General features: G+C 54.2%; 10 protein-coding genes and 1 tRNA gene. 3 read left to right on the plus strand and 8 right to left on the minus strand.

Annotated features, from left to right (window positions below):
- Positions 1 to 600 precede the first annotated feature (600 nt).
- The 8 genes from SH287x_RS07840 to SH287x_RS07875 all read right to left on the minus strand — a co-directional run bounded on the left by SH287x_RS07840 (position 601) and on the right by SH287x_RS07875 (position 16201).
- Positions 601 to 2922, minus strand: a complete 2322-nt coding sequence (locus SH287x_RS07840; RefSeq protein WP_479518101.1) for an RHS repeat domain-containing protein — start codon at positions 2920 to 2922, stop codon at positions 601 to 603.
- A gap of 179 nt (positions 2923 to 3101) precedes the next feature.
- Positions 3102 to 3887, minus strand: a complete 786-nt coding sequence (locus tag SH287x_RS07845; RefSeq protein ID WP_479518102.1) for a hypothetical protein — start codon at positions 3885 to 3887, stop codon at positions 3102 to 3104.
- A 5-nt stretch (positions 3888 to 3892) separates the two neighbouring features.
- Positions 3893 to 9880: an RHS repeat domain-containing protein gene (locus SH287x_RS07850; RefSeq protein ID WP_479518103.1), complete on the minus strand. Its 5988-nt coding sequence runs from the start codon at positions 9878 to 9880 to the stop codon at positions 3893 to 3895.
- Between the two features lie 236 nt (positions 9881 to 10116).
- Positions 10117 to 10404 (minus strand): hypothetical protein, encoded by a 288-nt coding sequence (locus SH287x_RS07855; protein WP_479518104.1) that lies wholly within the window; start codon positions 10402 to 10404, stop codon positions 10117 to 10119.
- 102 nt (positions 10405 to 10506) lie between these two features.
- Positions 10507 to 11166, minus strand: a complete 660-nt coding sequence (locus SH287x_RS07860) for a hypothetical protein (RefSeq protein WP_479518105.1) — start codon at positions 11164 to 11166, stop codon at positions 10507 to 10509.
- Between the two features lie 134 nt (positions 11167 to 11300).
- The gene (locus SH287x_RS07865; RefSeq protein ID WP_479518106.1) at positions 11301 to 12185 is read right to left on the minus strand and encodes a hypothetical protein; all 885 of its coding nucleotides are present in this window, start codon (positions 12183 to 12185) and stop codon (positions 11301 to 11303) included.
- Positions 12186 to 12798: 613 nt separating this feature from the next.
- Positions 12799 to 14058 (minus strand): homocitrate synthase/isopropylmalate synthase family protein, encoded by a 1260-nt coding sequence (locus SH287x_RS07870; RefSeq protein ID WP_479518107.1) that lies wholly within the window; start codon positions 14056 to 14058, stop codon positions 12799 to 12801.
- 97 nt (positions 14059 to 14155) lie between these two features.
- Positions 14156 to 16201: a redoxin family protein gene (locus SH287x_RS07875; RefSeq protein ID WP_479518108.1), complete on the minus strand. Its 2046-nt coding sequence runs from the start codon at positions 16199 to 16201 to the stop codon at positions 14156 to 14158.
- Between the two features lie 451 nt (positions 16202 to 16652).
- On the opposite strand from SH287x_RS07875, the gene SH287x_RS07880 reads away from it, so the two are divergent.
- From SH287x_RS07880 to SH287x_RS07890, 3 genes are all read left to right on the plus strand, one after another.
- Positions 16653 to 16726, plus strand: a tRNA-Arg gene (locus SH287x_RS07880).
- Between the two features lie 454 nt (positions 16727 to 17180).
- Positions 17181 to 17375 carry a hypothetical protein gene (locus SH287x_RS07885; protein WP_479518110.1) on the plus strand — a complete coding sequence of 65 codons (195 nt, stop codon included), beginning with the start codon at positions 17181 to 17183 and terminating at the stop codon, positions 17373 to 17375.
- Positions 17376 to 17988: 613 nt separating this feature from the next.
- The gene (locus SH287x_RS07890; RefSeq protein WP_479518112.1) at positions 17989 to 19113 is read left to right on the plus strand and encodes a tyrosine-type recombinase/integrase; all 1125 of its coding nucleotides are present in this window, start codon (positions 17989 to 17991) and stop codon (positions 19111 to 19113) included.
- The last annotated feature ends 93 nt before the right edge of the window (positions 19114 to 19206 follow it).

The following is a 19206-nucleotide window of genomic DNA, read 5'->3' on the forward strand; positions in this document are numbered from 1 at the left end:
GGAGAAAAGAAAAGACCGGCCACCATCTCTGGTAGCCGGCTTAGGGTTAATTGGGTGAAAGTTTCTTGTGACCGCCGTCACCTAGACGTGGTTTTGCATGTCTGGGCCACTCAGCGTAATATCACAAATCGCTCACATCACCGATCTCTAAATTTCTAGTGAATCCACTAGCCAGAATTAATGACAATCCAGTTATCCATGCGAGGATGCCGTTGTGTAAGACGCCGAAACGCAAATGGATCGACAAAAGAACATATACGATACCACCGAACGACAAGAGCATTGTCATTAGTCCATCGTATCGAGCATTTTTACTGTGGGATGCCAAGAGAATCGCTGTCACAGCAACTGCAACATTTAGAAGCAAACCAGTTCGACATATCCAGACAGTGCTGTTGCCGAAATGGAATCCGTCCATCGTACTCATGAAGACGCCTACAGCTGCCCCAAGACAAACAATCCCTGGTTGCACGTCCCCCATCAAAACGCAAGGTGGTACAAGGCTAGCACAAATCGAAGAGATACCAATCACAAGTAGAAACCTAGATACATGTGCGCCTTTGGGTGTGACCTGACTAACTCCATCTTGCTCTTGCATTTTTATCTCCACCCCATGTCTAACGCGTCCCCGGTTCCTGAAACAGGATCTACCGGGAAAAATTTCGGATAATATGCTTCGCTGCAGCATTTTTCATTTCCGAACTGAATCCGATTTGCAAGGTCGTTAAAATCTCCATCAAAGCCTGGAATCATTCCGATAGGAAACTTGTCACCATATTTCCACGTGCCACACCCCGTCATGCAATTCTGCAACTCGGTCTGTTCAGACGCGACTTGCTCTTTGCAGCATTCAAGCGAGCCAGAAGACGGATTACATTTCTTACTCCAACTTTCCCAAGCGCTATCACAAGCCAGGTCGTCCCCATTCTCGAAGTGTCGAATGGCATTAAACCATTTTTCTTGCATGCAATTGCGGGTACACTTAAACCAGTTGGACTTATCTTCGGCTGCAGACCCTCCACCCTTGACTTTAAACCAATCGACTGAGAAGTCAATTAATTTAATTGCATTGTCGATCTCGCCGGAAACACTACAGGCACATTTTAGCCACCCGTTAGAAGGGTACTTTTCGGCAGCTTCGCAATAAAGTGCTGTCACTTGAGGTGAGTTGTTTCCAACTTGACCAGCGTACTTCCATCCATGCAATTGTACGGATGGGGATGCGTTGTTTGTGTTCTTGCTGCATGTGCCGAATGGGTCGACTTCCGAAGATACAAAACGAGGATAATATAGGCTGTATGAGTCTATATACCGTAGTGGATCACGACTTGTAAAACGACCCGTCAGAGAGTCGAAAATCCTTTGGCGGAAATTGTGGAAGCCCGTTCGAAGAGAGTACTGTCTTCCCGTAAAAATCCTATCGAAAGCAGTGGCGCAATCAGTTGTATACGTTGCATCCAAGGCGGCTGGAGTGCCAAATCGAGTGTAAGTGTAAACGTTTGCCACGCCTCCAGCAACGTCAACAACAGCCACTAGATTCCACATGGCATCCTGGAGGGCGTAGAGACGTTCGTCCAATGTAGAATCGGTGATGCGGTCTCGAAGGAGGCAGTCGTCGATGTAGCGTTGACCCCAAACGTGCTGCTGACTTGGTTCTGTGCTTGAATCATCGCGTTGTTCGATGTTTTGCCAGCCATCGGTGTAGTATTGATGTTTGGTTACATCCAGAACGCCGTCGGTGTATTCCTCCTGAACGATCTGGAACTTTCGGCCGTCGTAGGCGTATTCACAGACAGGAATGTCGACTTCCTCCTCCAGTTTGACTAACCGGTTCCAGGCGTCGTAGGTGGCGAGGTATTCTTTACTCGGATCTTTCGGTTGGGGGATGGTGGTCATGTTCCCGGCGGGGGAGTAGGTGGGTTGTGCCCAGCTTGATCCCACGCTGTTGGTGATGGTGCCGATTTCGTTGACTTCATTGGCGATTCTCGCCTGGACGAGGTCGTTGGTCAAATCGCCGTCGTCGTCGCGGGTGTAGGCTGTCCAGTTGCCGGTTTCGTCGAGAGTCCATGTCTCGCCGAAGGTTTTATTCGTCAACGCGGTGTGGCCGATGTTGAGTGTGCCGCGAGCCATGTCCTTTAACCGATGGCTGCCATCGTAGGTGTAGATTTCGTCGAACTCGGCACTGTAGGACTGGGCGACCGGGTTTTCTCGCCAGATACGGTTACTCGCGCGGTCGTAGCCGTACTTGATGCGGTCGAGGTCAGTCCCTGCTTTGTGCCAGCGGTTGTCTTCCACGCGGCCAAAGCGGTCCAGCCCGGTGTAGATATCTCTCGTGTCAGGATCATCGCTGCTTCCCACCAGCGTCCATTGAATACCAGGTTCGGGGGAGGTGCTGGTCACAAACGTGCCACGGCCCAGGTATTCGTAATCGACCAGATGAGTGGAGTCGTCATCAATAATGGAAACAATTCGGCTCAGGGCATCGTTGATACTGCCACTGGTGCCGTAGCGATAGGTCAGCTCGCGACCGTTGGGGTAGACCAACCCCGTCTGGCGGATCGAGTTGTTCGAGCCGTCGGCGTAGATGTACTGGACTTGCGGCGTGGTCAGCACGTTGACCGCTCCGTCATGGGACTGGTATTCGATGGTCAGTTGGCCGAAGTCATCGTACACCATTTGCACCTGGTTGACGATGTTTCCTTCACCCAGATCGGGATCGTCGTAGCTGGAGATGGCGACCCGCAGGCCCCGTGCATCGTATTCCGTTTCAATGCGGCGGACGGCTCCGTCCACATCGGTTCCCAAGTCTGTCACACAATCGGCAATCGAACGGCCCAAGCCGTCGTATGCGTAACCATGAGTAGTTCCCGCTTGATCGACCGTTTCCACCACTTGACCCTGCCGGTTGTAGATAAAAGACAAGCCTGATTTTTCCTGATACCACCCCAGCAGGAAGTCGATTCCACACTGAAAAGCAGAAAAAAACCGGCCACCATCTCTGGCAGCCGGCTCTCGAGGTTAATTCGGTGAATGTTTCTTGTGACTATCGTGACCCAGACGTGCAAAACCACGTCTGGGCCATCTCGCCCTGCAATTGCCGTCTATCTATCCTGGTTGACATCTACGCGATATGAACCAAGAACATTCTCTCGATTCCACTTAGAGGCTTGTTCAACATTACATAGCAGTTGAATCTTCTCTAGTGGCGTGTCATTTCTGACTCGCCATACTTTAGTATCTGCGAATCCAATAAGAAATCCTCCGGGTAAATCTGATGACGGACGAATAGAATTTGGGGAAAGGTTTGATTGTAGTGATTCAATGTCTATGTCTCCAGGCTGCATCCAGTGAACTTTGTTTTGGTTGACCTCAACAACAAGAATGCAGCTGGGTGGCAAGTTTTTTGGAAGGATATGCTTACGGAGGTCAAAAGCAGTTCCTGCTCCAACAACAGCCATTATGGATGTAAACGGTTTGCCAGAATAGCAAAACTCGCTTACACCTGAGAGACGATCTCTGATGCTTGTATATTGCGAACTCAACCATGGTAAATCATGTTGCATTCCATTTTGCGGCACAGGGATTCTCTCAAAATATCTCACCTGCCTCCAACTGGCAATTGGATTGCCATTCATGTCAATGACTGTTGGCAATGGAAGCCACGGGTCTTTATCTTCTTGTGAGAAGAAATAACCTATTGCTGAAGACATCGTAAACACTCTGTCATCAGCCGACTGGAATCCATTAGCCTGATTGCTTGAGTCTATTGCACGCAATATAAGCAGCAGTGTTGATGTTAAAATGGCAGCTATGGCACACACCATCAATCGTTGGTTTGAATTCATCCCTAGATATTTTCTATCCATCAAAATGTTCGCGTCTTCCATTGCAGTCAAACCTCTTGCTTGAGTGATTCAGGGGTGCCAGGCCCTTCACAGATGACACAAAAGACTGTATGGCGCCCAATACCAGTGTCCTCAAAGGATGATGGAAGTCGGACTTTTATGAATGAGTTTGGCGTGTCTTCACTATAATTTGCATAAATCATCTTGCCTTTAGTTGGGTGCAAGTAGCCGACATCAAACACTCCAAGTCCAGGGTAGTCTGGCCAAGGTGGATTACTTCTTGATGGATTTTCATCTCCCCAATTTATCCTGCCTGTTGCTGGGTCTGTAGATCTTGCCGCTCCCTCTGAGAGAACCATGTTGTAGGTAAATCCAATGACAACTGCTTTTGGTGGTAATCGCAGTCGATTTTCTTTGGGGCATCCATCACACCCTTCACACTCCTTGGCATTGTTTGAGCGATCTCGTTCAACAACAGCCTCTTTGATTGTGTTGTAACAATTGTTTAAGTCTTTTGACTTTGCCATACTTAGGGCTCGACCAACATAACATTGGGTTACCCCAATACACCCTTTTTTCAATACATTTCTTGCAGCCTTCTGGGATTTATAAGGATATCCAGGTGTTTCTAAGAGGAATTGCCTCCAAGCCTGATCAAAGGTTATGTCGCCTTTCCGTGGATCAAACTCTTCAGTACCAGCAGGATCAACAAATAGCGTGGGGTTGTTTGCACAGTATGCGTACAATTCGCTCTGTGTGACAAGCCATAAGGGATCTCTTGTTGCCCATGACCCGATTGTTAAATGATAGAATCGGTTTCTGATGACAAATAAGCCCGTTGATGAATCGTTTGTGTAGCCGCAGTAAGTCGTATCCCAGTCGAAGTTGCTGGTTCCCCGGTTATCAAAATTGGGTTCAAAGACTTCCATTTTTCCATAAGCATCATACTCAAACCGTTCCTGCACATCGCCGGTGTCATCGACAATGGTCGTGACGTTCCAGTTGGCGTCCTGGAGGGCGTAGAGGCGTTCGTCTAATGCTGTGCTGGTGGTGCGGTCTCTCAGGATGAGGTCGTCGATGTATCTCAGGCCCCAGATGTGGTGTTGGCTCGGAGTTAGGCTGTTGTCGATTCGTTCTTCAATGTTCTGCCAGCTGTCGGTGAAGTAGGTGTGGGTGGTTTTGTCCAGAACTCCAGCATCGTAGTTATTGACCATGATGCGGAAGTTTCTGGCGTCGTATAAATACTCTGCCACGGTTTCTAGTGTGCTGGAGACTTCTTGTTCGAGTTTGACCAAGCGGTTCCAGGCGTCGTAGGTAGCGGTGTAAGCTTCGTCCATTTTCTTGGGTTTAGGGATGGTGGTCATGTTGCCGACGGCGTTGTAGGCGGGGTCGGCCCAGGTACTGCCCACGGTGTTGGTGATGTCGGTGATTTCATTGACCGGGTTGGCAGTCCGTTCCTGTTCCATGCTCCAGGTGGAGCCGTTATCGCTTTGTTTGAAGCCTTCCCAGTTGCCCGTGGGATCGAGATGCCAGTCCTGCTTGAAGGCGGTACTCGTGAGGGCGGTTTGGGTGCCGTTGAGCGTGCCCCGGTTGGCAGTCTTCAGGCGCTGGAGGCCGTCGTAGGTATAGAGCCAGTCGTGTTCGGCACTGTTGGCGGTGGCGACGGGGTTCTTTCGCCAGATGCGGTTGCTCGCGCGGTCGTAATCGTACTGGATGCGGGAGAGGTCGTCGTTAGATGAGGTGTTGTACCAGCGGGAATCTTTCACCCGACCGAAGCGATCCAGTCCGGAATAGATATCGCCCGTGTCGGGATCGTTGGAAACTCCTGCTAATGTATATCGTAAGTTCGATTGCGGGCTGGTTTGCTGGATGACACCTGCCAGGCCGAGGAATTCGTAATCGGCCAGGTGAGTAGTGTCATCGTCCACGATTGATTCGATCCGGCTGAGGATATCGTTGATTTCATCCGTGGTGCCGTAGTCGTAGGTCAGTTCCCCACCGTTGGGATAAGTCAAGCTCAATGGCCGCACCGTGTTCGTGCTGCCATTGGCATAGCCTCTCTGCACACTGGGTGAAGTGCCGGTATTCACGGTGCCTGCATGCTCCTGGAACGTCTGGATCGACTGCCCAAAATCATTGTACGTGAACTGCACCTGATTGACAGCACTTCCTGAGGTCACGGCGTCGAAACTGGTCAACTGCTGCACCAGTCCGCGTTCGTCATAGGTCGTGGCCAGACGACGGATGGCCCCATCGACACCCGTCCCCAGCGCGGCGACCTGATCTTCCGTGAGTCGGCCCAGTCCATCGTATTCGTAATGGTGGACGGTGCCGATCTGATCCGTGAGTGAGAGCCGTTGGCCTTGCCGGTTGTACGTCAAGAACACCTTGTCAGTGCCACTGGAGGAATCGGGATAAGCCACCGACCGCAACAGGCTGGTCGCCGCAATTTCCGAATTAGCCAGCGTGGTGCCATAGGTATAGGTGGTGGTTTGATTCCCCGTCGAGGCATTGACGGCCACCAGCGTGGCAAGCTGGCCATCAGCCGTATAAGTCATGTTCGTGATGCGATTTTCATCACTTCCCACAGGCGAAGCGACATAGTTTTCAATCACCTGCGTGCGGCGACCGGCAGCGTCGTAGACAAAGCGGGTGGTCATGTCGGCAGGGTCGGTCGTATCGAACAGATTACCGGCCTCGTCATAAGTCTGGCTGCTCACCAATACCGTATCACTGCTGGCGGGGATGAGGGCTGGGCGGGTGAAGGAACTGCCTCCATTGGTGCCGTAGCTGGCGGTGGCCACGGTGCGGCCTGGGCCGTCGTGCCACATCGCCGAATGGGTGACGCGGGCTTTCGGCTGCAAGGTGCTGGTGGGTGTGCCGAGTTCGCCAAGTTCGGTGTCGTCGGCCGTGTGGTAGCGCTGCTTCGAGGTGCTGGTCAGCGCGTGGCCGGCCAGGTCGTAGGTCGTGTGCGAGGACTCGATGACCACGTCGTCAGAGATGTCGAAGGCATCGGCATAAGCCGTTTCATCGAGGTCGTACGCCGCGAACGTCGCCACCGTGCGGCCCAGTCCATCGAACTGACTCTTGGTGAAGAGCTTTGAGCCGGAAGGAAGGGATTTCACCACTTGCCCGGAGGCATCGTACCAGGTGCGATCCACGAGGGCGTTCCCTACGCTGCCGTTGTTGGGGTTGACGGCGTAGGTGCGGGATTGGTAGGGGCGGCCGAGGATGTCGTAGTCGGTTTCGCTTCGGCTTAATAGCGTTCCTAGAGGAGAGACGTTATAGCGTTCGCTGCGGATAATTTGGCCGCGGAAGTCGTGAGTTTCCTTCTGGCAGAAGTTTTCTTCGCCCTGAGTGACCAACCGGCGGCCACGGTAATCGTAGCTAAAGCTGGTTTCTCGCGTCGTGCTGCTATCGACATGCTGGGTCGCAAGAAGCAACCGGCCCATGCTGTCGTACTCGGCTTCCGAGACCAGCACCATATTGTTCGACGGATGGATGCTTCCCGTGGGATCCTGTTCCGTCGCACCGGTATCGTTGGTGCCGATGTAACTGGAGAGTGTGAGGCCGCGGGGATCGAGGACGTTCCAGGAGATAGTGCCGCCGGGAGAAACAGTGCGAATGCGGCGTTTGAGGGCGTCGTAGCCAAAGGAAGTCTGGTCGTAGTTTGTTCCGGAACTCCCGTCGCCGGACGTGGGAATGGTGTGATAGGCCCGCTGGGATGCGGCCAGGCAGCATTCGGTGTACTGGAACGTGCTGAGGCGGACATAGTCGGCCTGCGTCACGGCACCGTGGGTCAATAAACAGGCGGCGAGATTCCCCGTGGTGCTGGAGAGGATCGCGTTCGCGGAAACGAGCGTTTTTCCCGCACTATCGGCAATCGAGACCGAAATCGGATTGACCAGCGTGGCGGCCGAGTTGCTACTGTTGATATATCCCTGGCCGCTGTAGGTGGTGTGGTTGGTGTCGTCGTAAACCGTCCACGAAGCGGTGCGGACGTTAGTGGCGGTTCCGGCGAGATCGATCTCATGGACGGGGCCGAGGGATTGAATGGTGCGACCTTGAGCATCGACCGTGAAATCGGTGATGGCGTGGAGGCCGAACTGCGGGAGCGTTTCCCAGAGAGGCGACAAAGCCGTGGGGACGCCGGTGAGGAGGGACGTGTCGGCGTCGTCAATTCGCTGGATGAGGGCACCGGTCAGTTCATCGTAAGCGAAGTGGGTAATCACGCCGCGTTCGTCGCGGCTCCAGGTGAGGCGGCCGTAGAGGTCGTAGACCTCCCGGCGAGTGTTGTTGATGCCAGAGCCGTGTTCTAAGAGCGAGACCAGCGGCAAGGTGGTGACGCGTTCGTGAATGGCGCAGGTGTCGGGATGGAAGGTGTAGTCATACGTCGTGACGGCCGCCGTGGTGGCGGTGTCATCCCGATAGACGGTTTCCTGCGAAAGGAAGTAGCGGCAAGGTTCGCTACTCGAGCCACCGCTACCGCCCCCGCTGCTCCCGGAGGAACTGCTGCTTCCTGAAGCACCGCCGGGACAGCAGGGAATGTATTCCATTTCGCGAACAATATGCGGCGTGCCAGCCAGTCCTTCCTGCACCGATTCGCTGGTTGTCCAGGCGGTGGGCGCGTGGTAGGTAAAGCGTTCGATCAAGCCGCTATCATCGCTGATGTAGGTGGCGGTGTGGTTGAGCGGGTCGTACTCGACCAGGTCGGCGAGATCTTCGTCGTAGCCGAGAACGGCTGCGGGGTGAGCGTGGAACTCGACATGGCCGCTGGTGTTGTAGCGGTAGTAATCGATCCATTGCTCTAAATAGGGACTGACGCCGGTTTCGAGGGATTTCAGCAGCACGCGACCATCGGCGTTCGTAAAGACGATGGTGCGGGAACCATCCGGCCGGGTTTCGACGGTTTTCGTATGCCAGTGGTTTTGATCGGGAGTGAAGGAACTGGTGGTGAAGTCGTAGTCAAAGATCTGTGAGCCACCCGAACGGACTTCACGCGTCACGCGGCGGTCGTCGTCGAACTCAAAGTAGTAATCGGCATAGAGAGCCACCAGGCTGTTGGCAGCCGTGAGCGGATCGGTGACAGCGGGATCAGCCGCCAGTCGATCAAACGACGATGGCTTGACGATATAGCGGAGGAGATGGCCCCGCTGGGCAGGAATCTCACCACTGCTGCCAGAAGAGGCGGCTTGCGGCAGGTAATAGCGATAGAGCGTCGTGCCGGTCGTTTGCCAGGCACTGTTCTGCCAGGAGCGAGTCGTGACGGTCTGAAGATCATCGGCCTCACCGAAGGGATCGCCACTTTCGTAGTAGGTATAAGTGGCGGAAGCGACGTTTTCCCAAGAACCGGTGCCGACTTTGCGGCGGAGCACCACTTCCGTCAGGAGAGAACCCGCGGGGCCACCCGACGTGTAAGTGTAGGCATATTGCTCGGTGACATCCCCCGTGACACGTTTAATGGCGGTAGGAAGCTGAGTGTCCGTCACCAGACTTTCGACGACAAGTTGATTCCCGGCAGGATTGAGCTGGCGGAGGAAGAGACCGTCGTGGCTAAAGACCTGCACATCGCCATCAACGGAGCGCAGGGTGTAGTTCTCGGTGACTTCGCTATAGCTAAGCTGCTGCTTGATCCCGAAGCGTGCGGTGAAGGTGCTGCCGGAACGGTCGAACCAGAGTTCCGCCAGCCCGCGGCCCATGACGATAACTTCGGTGTCGCGCAGGATGAGGTAGGGAAGCTGAGCGACATGCCAGTTCCAACCCTGCCCGACGCTCTGATCGAAGGTGAGCCGGGGCGTGAAACTGCGACGGTGGCCCCAGGGAATGCCGCCCGCGGTCAATGAAGGGAGATCGTTGGCACGATAAGAGAGTTCGCCCGTGGAATAGCGAATCGAGTTGCAGGTGGTCGGCGGCGGTTCATTGGGAGGGCAGCATTGGCCTTCCTCGCAGATGGGTGATTTGTCTTCATCGGGGCTAGGGCAACGCTTGGGATCGCCCATGGAGATAGAAACATTGCTAAGGGTGGCATCGGACATGGAAAGGAACTTTCGGAAAGGAAGGGAGAGAGAGAGACGAAAAGCGGAAAAGCAAAGAAGCAGAAAAGCGGAGAAGGAAGAGAAATCAGGAAGACAAGAAGTGGAGATTGAGTGTTTGTTCGTTGGGGGCATTCCTCCGGCTTTTTCGCTTCTCCGCTTTGCGGCTTTTCCGCTTAAAGAAAGAAGGCGAAAACCATCAACCGGCGTGCCCTGCTGACAACGGGGAGAAGCGAGGATCAGATGGTGGTGGGTGCCTCCTTCAGAGCGGGCCACTTGGCGAGGGGGCAGGCTTCGGAACGCCAGGCGAGCTTGTTGAGGAAGGTTTTGTTGCCCGAGCAGGAGCAGCCGCATTCCTGACAATGCGTGCCGGTGAACGACGGGCAGGACTGACAAATCGTCAGCCGCTCTTGCAACTGCTCTTCCGAGACCTTTTCAAAGCCATCAGCCGCATGCTGGCCGAGAGCGGAAAAGAAATGCTTCACACGAGAAACAAACGACGGCAGCGGTGGAATGTCGGTCGACACGGGAACTCCTTTGGAAAGGGAGGAAAAAAGCAGGAAAAGCAGAAAAGCAACAAAGCGGAAAAGTCAGAGAAGCAGAGAAGAGAAAGGCCCGAGGGCCATCACTTAAAGGGAAAACGTTGCGCGAGCGTCGGTGAGAATCTGCCCGGCCTGGCGTTTTCCCGTAGCGGTGGCATTGGGCCAGAGCGTGCTGGTTTCTCCCAGATGGCGTACCAGACTGGGGTGATGAACGAAGTAGGGCACACCCGAACGACGGCACCACCAGCCGACGACTGAATCGATATTCTTCATCCCTTCCGCCGGCCCGTGCGGCCGATGGTCGAGCACGGTGCGATCGGTCAGCAGACGCCGGGCTGTCAGGGGCGAGAAGAGATAGGCCAACGCTCCCCAGGCTTGCCAACCGGGATCGATCGCCACAAAACCACGGGTCTGAGGCTGGGCTTCATGCGCCGGGCAATAGAGCGAATAAACTCCCAGTGGAAGACTACCGGATGGAAATGTCTTTTCCAGATAAGGCACGAGAGACGCTGCCAGTTCGGCATCATCCTGCAGGAGCAGATAGCCATGCGCGTACGGCCGCGACAACACCAGTTCGGTCAGCGAGGTATACCAGTTGGGAAAGGCTCCCAGCGTGTGGCCGCGTTGAGAAATGGTTACGCGGAGCGGGTGGTGGTTCATGCTTCGGGGAATCGGCGTGTCCGGTTCCCCGAAGAGTTGAACCTCTGTGAAACTCGCACGAGCCACAGATTCTAAAGTGGCTGACAAGGTGGACACCTCCCGCGGAGCGGTCGTGATTCCCACAGCCCAAGGGGAGGATTCAGTCAACGAAGGGGCAAGCTCGGAACGAGTCATAAAGTCCTCGGGAGAAGAATGATGGGGATGGGTTAAGCGGCGAGTGCTCAGCGAATTTCGCTCAGCGGAAGAGTGGTTCCATCGTCCTGCCGTAATTGGAAATAGCGGCGAACGGCCGAATGCATGGCAGGCTTGTGGGAATTCCACACCCACAAGCCCTGCTCATCCTTCCTCAAGTCGGAAGCGGGGTCGTAATGATGATCCGTCAGCCAGCGCATGCGCTCCACGTAACGCCGGTTCTTGCGGTCACCATGCCAGAGATGCCGGATAGTGCCGGAAAGATGGCCCAGGCGGCCTTGAACCGCAGGAAACGCTTGTTTTTCCCAACGGGAAATGGCCTGCTTCCATCCCTCGCTACGCAATTCGTCCAGGAAGGGCGATGCTGTTCCCAGCCAACCATGCAGCATGGTGGTGTCACCTCCTCCCACAACATCCTGATCGAAGAGTCCTGCAGGCAGCGCCTCGCGTTTGGCAGCCCAGGCGAATCCCGGATGAGCAAAACGAGTCGATGGATCGTGGGTCTCCCAGAATCTGGCCATAATCCCGGGACGAATTTCGGCGACACCACCAGTCGCATCGAGCAGTTCGACTTGATCGAAGAGTTGAATGATCGGCGAATGAAGCAACGCCTCTTCCGTCCGCTCCTGCCAATGAGGATCAGTGAAGAGAACATCGGCGTCGATCCAGGCGATGGCGTCAAATTCGTCGGGAACGGACTCGATGGCCAGGTTGAGCAATCGTTCTTTTTGCCAGAGCGTATGCTTCGTGGGATCGCCGAGAAGTGAGATGGCGTCGGGCACATGAAAGGTGCCGTCATAGGAAAGTTCGATCGTCGTCAGAGGCGCATTCAATCGCTCACGAAACAGATCATAATTCCGCCAAATCCGCTGATAGCGGCAAGGATTAAAGAGACAGGTAACAACATGCAACACAGCCAGCCTCCAAAAAAAGGGTCTTCACCCTAGCTGGAGTTGTTGCGCGAGCCTGAGTGTCGTGAAAGCACTGCCTATGGGGTTAGAAGAAGGAAGCCAGGGACACACCTGCGGTAGACTCATCCTGCGCAAGCGCCACGATTCCGTCATTGATTACTGGCGAAATCACCTTTTCAAAGGAAGAGTCCGAGCCGTTTCAAAACCGAACTCTCGTTGATCTGGCCATGATCTTGACGTTCAAGCGGCTTCAGGCAACTGGAACAAATCCTGGTGAGCACAGGACTGAAAATTCTGGTGTCTCAAAAGGGACACGCGAGCCTGATTCCCGTCTGGCCACTGAATTTCAGAAAATTGTCAGGTAGTGCCGTGTCACGTCTCGGCTTGATCTTGGAGTTTCATGCGTAATCACGTCCTCCGTTATCGGATATGACTACCTGATCAACCTCGCTTTTAACACTGACAATGCGACGCCGACTCTTGCTTAAGAGTCGGCGTACAGCTGCGCTCTCAGATTGAGTGGTGCGTCAATTCGGAATTGACGTACTAGAAGCGAGCAGGCCCACAAGCTTGCGGACGAACTCAGTAACCTGCCAAAGCCCAAGCGGTCGGATCATCAGGCGGCGCGAACAGTGAATGGCCGCTGCTCTTGATAAAATTCATGCATCCAACATGAAATCAACTGGCGATCAATGATCACTCCACGTGGTTGGCGTTTGAGTTGATGCAGCACATGCAGGATGGCCGTTTCAGTGGCCTCGAATCCCATTTCCTGCAAATGATGAGCGACAGCCCTTTTCCCGCTATGACGACCAAGCACCAATTCAATCGCCGGGCCACCGATCACATCGGGACGATAAGGCAAATAAGTATCGGGATTTTTGAGCAACCCATCCTGATGGATCCCTGCTTCCGTCGCAAAGATCGTTCGGCCAATCACCGGCTTATTCAGTGCCATCGGCACACCTGTTTTCTCGGCCACAAGCTGACAAAGCGAATAGAGCTGTTGATAGTTCAGTCGAACAGAGCGTTGGTACTGCACCTCATTGACGTGAAGTGCCATGGCAACTTCTTCCAAGGCCGCATTCCCTGCGCGTTCGCCAATTCCATTGACGGTGCACTGAACGATATGTGCCCCCGCCGCTAAGCCAGCCAGGCTGTTCGCCACAGCCAGTCCCAGATCGTTGTGCATATGAACGGCCAGCAGCACTTTGCGAATCGAGGGAACTTTCTCGAACAGCATATTGATCGTGGCTTGCGTTCGTTCAGGAGTGAGCACTCCTACCGTATCTGGAAAACCAATCGTGGTGGCGCCGGCACGAATAGCTGTCTCATAGCAGGCGCAGAGAAATTCATCTTCCGTCCGACTCGCGTCTTCTGGACTAAAGGCAACGATATCAAACCTGGACGACGCATAGCGAACCGAATTTTCAATGATGCCCAAAACCTCTTCACATGACTTTCGCAGTTTGAAATCACGATGCAAAGGGCTGGTGCCAATGAACAGACTGACGCCTCTTTTATGAGGAGGTAACCCCTGGAGAGCGGCTTCAGCGGCATCAATATCGCTATTCACCGTTCGGCAAAGTGCGGTCATCACGGGCCGCTTGATCACCTTCGTCATTAAACGAATGGCATCAAAATCCTTCTGAGAACTTGCTGGGAAGCCGGCATCAAGCGAATGCACGCCAGCCGCCTCCAGTGCCAGAGCAATCTCAACTTTTTCATCCGGTTCCAACGTGGCTCCCGGCATTTGCTCGCCATCACGCAGGGTCGTATCGCTGAACATCACCACGCCCGAGTGACGATGCCGCTGGATAATGGCCTGCTGAATGGGCTTTTTCACCGGACGAAGGAACGCTTTGAGCCAGCTCATTGTGGCACCTGAACGTAAGAGAGGGATCAAGAGAAGATCGGCTGGCGTGCCAGAACAATCTCTTCACACGCCAGCCATCGAATCAGCAGAAGCGGCTTTATTTAAGAATCTGCGGGAGCGTTGTTTTCAAATCCTCAACGCTCGCATTGCGATTCACAACGCGACCATTGCGGTCGGTCAGAATCATGGTGGGAACCGTGATGACTCCCAATTGCACAGCCACATTACTTTCCAGGCCACCGGGTTCAAAAATCTGTGGCCAGCGCATCTTGTTTTCCGTGAGGAACTGGCTCACGCCTTGTGGAGCCACATCAAGGCAAACTCCCACAATTTCAAACCCCTGATTGCGGTACTGCTCGTACATGGCCCGCAGTTGAGGAAGATCCTCAGCACACGGCTGGCACCAAGTCGCCCAATAGACCACGAGGATGGCCTTACCCCGGAATTGAGAAACATCAATCGTCCCACCGGCCAATCCAGGGCCTCGGAGCTTCAAAGGTTTCCCATTGAGTTGAATTCGGTCAATAGCTCCTGCGGCTCGGCGACCAGCAATACTTTGGGGCTGAGTGGAAACCAGACGCTGATACCAGGTTGTGGCTTCTTTGACTCGACCATTGAATTCCTCTGTGATGGCGAGTTGCAACATGGCCTCACCGGCATCTTCAGAGTTAGGATATTTGGCAATAAATGCTTCCAGATTTTGCAGCCAGTTCTTTTGAATCTGTGCTCGCTCGGATTGTGACGCAGCGACCATTTGGAGGCTGTATTCGGCCAGCGTCCGACGATAAGCCACATAAGGCAGAAGGGATGATTGAGGCGAGTCCTTCTGCAGTTTTTCCTCAATATCCTTAAGTTTAGTCAGGTTTTCACTCCCCTGACCTGACTGAACGGCCGAAGCATAGCCGTCAATCATCTGCTGCATCCATTGTTCTCGCTCGTCTTCCGACCCTGCAGTGGTCACCAACTGGGAAAGCAGGTTCACACGGGCGGCATTAAATTTCGCCATCGCATCGGAAGCAGCATTTGGAGCCGGTGCAGCGGCATCGAGCTTCTGGAGTTGATCGAGCAGCTTCTGTGTTTCTGGTTTGACGTTGGCAGCCATTCCGACATCATCCGAGATCATCGGCTGCATGAGGACGCCGGAGAGTGTTGAAACCGTCCCCGCCTCTAGCGGCTCCGGGATCTGGGTCAGCTTCCAGACATCCCCCACGCGGATCATTTCACCAAGTTGAATCAACGCTGTCTGACCACCGCCATTATCCACGATGCACATGGCATTTTCATACACGTTCAAGTCGCCATCGGCTTTCCCTTCGTCTGCGGGGATCGTGCCAGGCATGAGTGCATCAAACCGCACCCAGGATGATCGCGGCGTCAGACTCTTGGACTTTGAAAGCATCTGACGGATTTTTGATTCTGGTTGAGAGAGATTCTCAAGGATCTTTTTGCTGACCTGTGTTTTCAGCCCCAAACCTTTCAGATCTGCCTCACTGACCAGTAAGGTTTGAAGGAGCGACATATCATTCGTCACGATGGCTTTAATGGCTTCCCGTGAGGCTTCTGCCGCAGAGAGTGATCGCCAGGCATCGACCTTGCCATCTTCGTTCTGGTCAACTCCCCAACGACTTCCGCCAAGGTTGACGTACCGGAACTGGTCAGGCTTCTCATTAAAATTAGCATCAATATCGCGATAAACTTCAATTCCGTGATTGTAGTAACGCCATTGATCGACTTTATTGTCACCGTTGGTGTCCATGAAACGACGCAGCAGTTGCCCCTGCGGCCCCAGAACAACATAGCCGGACGTCTTGCCCACCCGCTCGACAGTCACTTGACACTTCTCAACGTCAGCTACTGCTGGCGTTTCAAACTCCACATCTTTTTGACGGGGGGAGTAAGCTTGAAGAATCTGCTTGGCTGTGACCTGGGCCTGCGCCTCAGAAATTCCGTATGCGGAAATCACTAAAAATGCTGCCAACTGGCCGACTGGCCGCATCACGCTCATAGGAAATGGAACCACTGAGCTTCTTTGAGTTGTCATCGCTGACATCAAAGGTAAAGGAGAAATCGTCAGAAGTAATTGGTCGATACCCGAGCGGAAACTGCTCTGAAAAAAACGACTCCACTGGTACTGCTCAGACATCCGTGTCAACTCCCTGCAAACCCGCTCCAGCACCCATTTTCATCAAAAAAACGAGTGTTTTAAAATCTTCGTGAGTCGGGAATGTTTCAGAAAAAAATCAATCCTGCGAACAGCTTTTTGGGGTGTTCGTCCTCAACCAGCAAAAAACTAACAGAATTGCTCCACTGAGTCATGCCGATTTTTTCAAAAGCGAGGCCAGAACATCAGATGCGGCAATTTCCCCGGTGAACCAAGACTTTCTTTGCGGGTCTACTGAGAAACTTTTCAAGTGCCAAATCGACAGCAGCGTTCCTCAGTGAATGATTAAAGTTGTTCCATCCTTGAACCCACTCTCGACGCAACCTATAACGATGGCAGCCTTATTCTGAAAAACTTCCTGCTTTGGCGATGACCTGTTCATCCCGAAAAGCCAAGACGACTTTACTCCCGATGCCTTTGTCGGGTTTGATGAGCGCCCATAGCTCAGCTGGATAGAGCATCGGATTTCTAATCCGACGGTCTGTGGTTCGAATCCACATGGGCGTAGTTTTGACATGTGTCTGATTTGAACCACAGCGAGGAGATGAGGCCGCGTCTGTCAGGGCCGCGGGATGTGGTTGGTGTGCTCATAGAGCCTGCGGGCTCCGCGATTCGGCCCCCACATTTTCGAACCTCTCTCCCCAATGGCTGTCGCCCGGTCGCGTGGCACCGACCGGGTGTTTCTTCCAGATTTTTAGCTGTTTTGAAGGAACCACAGCGGGGGAATGAGGCCGTTACCGTCAGGGTCGCGGGACAGGGTTGGTGTGCTCATTGAGCCTTTCTGAAAGGCTCCGCTCTTTCGGCCACCGTGTTTCTGAACCTCTTCTTCCATTGGCTGTCGCCCGGTCGCGTGGCACCGACCGGGCGTTTTCAATTTTGTGTAGATAGATCACCGGATATATGATCCGGTGATCTATCTTATCGTCACAATGGGAAGGATGCAGTGAACAGGATGGCTGATATGCGAGTTAGTTCCGACGCTCACTCCACTACAGAGTACGACTCCCGACCAGTCGGTGAGATCCTCCTGCAACACACGCAGACCATCGCTCAACTTGAGAACCTGGTTATCGAACTTCGCGAGTCGCTGGGGCGGTTGCAGGCCGAATTGACTCACACTCAAGCTGAGTTACAACAGATCAGAAACGACCGTTGAAAGGCTTCCAACCTCCTAGTGAACAAGTGCCGGATTCTCCACCTCACCGCCGTCTTGGCGGTGATTTTCTTGCTTGACAGATCTCTCGGCTGTCGTTTTCATGAACCTCGCAGTCATCGGACTGCCACCCCGTCAGAAGGGTGCACTAAATAAAGAGCGTTCTCGACGTGTCCACTGGCTGCCCCTCGGCTGCCGGGAGTCGCGGCCCGAACGCAACCTGATTGGTTCTGCCGTTCGGCCGGTCCCGTTTCCGCTCTTTTTCGCGGGATTCTGACCGGCTCCCGTTGCTGAGTTTTTGCGGCTGCGCGTCATGCCTGATCCTGAATGAGGGGCGGTGTTCGCGCAGTTTCGTGGAGCGGCCGCTGCCCACCGATGCGGCCGCTCCACGTCCCCGCTTTCTCGGCACTTCAAGCATGCCTGTTCCAGCATGCCCAAGGATGTCGTGCGCACATGTCGAATTTAAGCTATAGATCAACAGGCGGATTAACTGGCGAATGTACATCGCCAACGACCGCTTGTTCATCGTTGCTGCCCGTCACGGAGGTCTCAAAGGATTGCGGCTGGTTCGCCACCAGCCCGGGCGTCCCCACGTACTTCAAAGACCACGGAAGCCATGCAATACACAACTCTCCAACCACTCGCTCCCCATACCGCAGTCAACCAGCCCCAGTTCTTCAAGCTGTTTGTCGATGCGGAATCGGGATGGCCAGCCTCTGCCGACACTCCCCTCTCAATTCATTCCACGCTCCGGCAATGCTTCCTGTCGATCCAGCCCGACACCGAAATCGCCGAGACGACACAAGCCGAGTACGACACCACCCTCAACCACTGGGAACGACTGATGGGAACACTGGGGGTGGGGCTGATCACCAAAGCCAAGCTCAAGGAGTTTCGCGACAAGCTGGCCGCCGAAAGGTGGTCGCGGTCGGGGAAAAAAGGCACCAGCAAGCCACGATCACCAGCGACCGTCAACAAGATCATGCGGCACCTCAAAGCCATTGTGATGCATCTCTTTCCGCCAGATCGTCACAACCCGGAAGGTCTGGGGCTGGTGCCATTGTGCCGGTTTCCGTCGGCAATCGAAGAGGCTGCCAAACTTCCCTTCACCTACAGCCGAGCGGAGTTATCGGCACTTTACCGGCATGCCGCTGCAGCCAGACCACAGCTCATTACCCGGCCCTCGCCATTGCATCAGCCCGAACTCTGGCGATTGGCGTTTGTGCTGGGCTTTGGTGCCGGCCCTCGCTCCTGGGATCTGTTACGAACACCCTGGTCGCACATTGGCTGGGACGACTTTCAGTATGGCTCGATTCAGTTCCGTGCCAAGAAAACCAAAAAACTTCAACGGATCCCGCTCAGTCGCGTGGCCAGAAAACATCTGGAGATTGTGCGGGATCTGAAGATCGACGAGATCGATATTTTCCCGATGTTCAAAAAGTCGAACCGCAGCTTCTACCGTTGCTGGCGGCGCATCTGCATTGCGTCCGGACTGATTGCTCCCGAAGGCAGGAACGCGCATTTCGAAGACTTCCGCAAAACTTGTTCTACGGCTTACGACGACGCCTCGCCGGGCGTGGGCCCCTGGATCACCGGGCACGAGTTGCAGGGGGTGAATGCGAAGTCCTATCAGAACCCGACCAAACGAGTCCTGAAGGCAGTGTACCGGCTCAAACAACCGGTCGCGTTCCGCGAAGGAGCAGGGTTGCTCGCAGCAGCAACACCAACGCCTGCCAAGTGATTTCCACTGAAATCACAACCTCAATTGATCCATCTCGGCGCGCCCGGTCTCTGCTGCGATGGCCTCTCGCGGTGGGGGCCGGGCGTGTTTTTT

Source organism: Planctopirus sp. SH287 (genome assembly GCF_056500625.1).

Bases quoted from the DNA above. Each gene is read 5' to 3' on its own strand.
- SH287x_RS07845 (WP_479518102.1), bottom strand. From the start codon at position 3,887: ATGGAAGACGCGAACATTTTGATGGATAGAAAATATCTAGGGATGAAT.
- SH287x_RS07850 (WP_479518103.1), bottom strand. From the start codon at position 9,880: ATGTCCGATGCCACCCTTAGCAATGTTTCTATCTCCATGGGCGATCCC.
- SH287x_RS07870 (WP_479518107.1), bottom strand. From the start codon at position 14,058: ATGAGCTGGCTCAAAGCGTTCCTTCGTCCGGTGAAAAAGCCCATTCAG.
- SH287x_RS07875 (WP_479518108.1), bottom strand. From the start codon at position 16,201: ATGTCTGAGCAGTACCAGTGGAGTCGTTTTTTTCAGAGCAGTTTCCGC.
- SH287x_RS07885 (WP_479518110.1), top strand. From the start codon at position 17,181: ATGCGAGTTAGTTCCGACGCTCACTCCACTACAGAGTACGACTCCCGA.
- SH287x_RS07890 (WP_479518112.1), top strand. From the start codon at position 17,989: ATGCAATACACAACTCTCCAACCACTCGCTCCCCATACCGCAGTCAAC.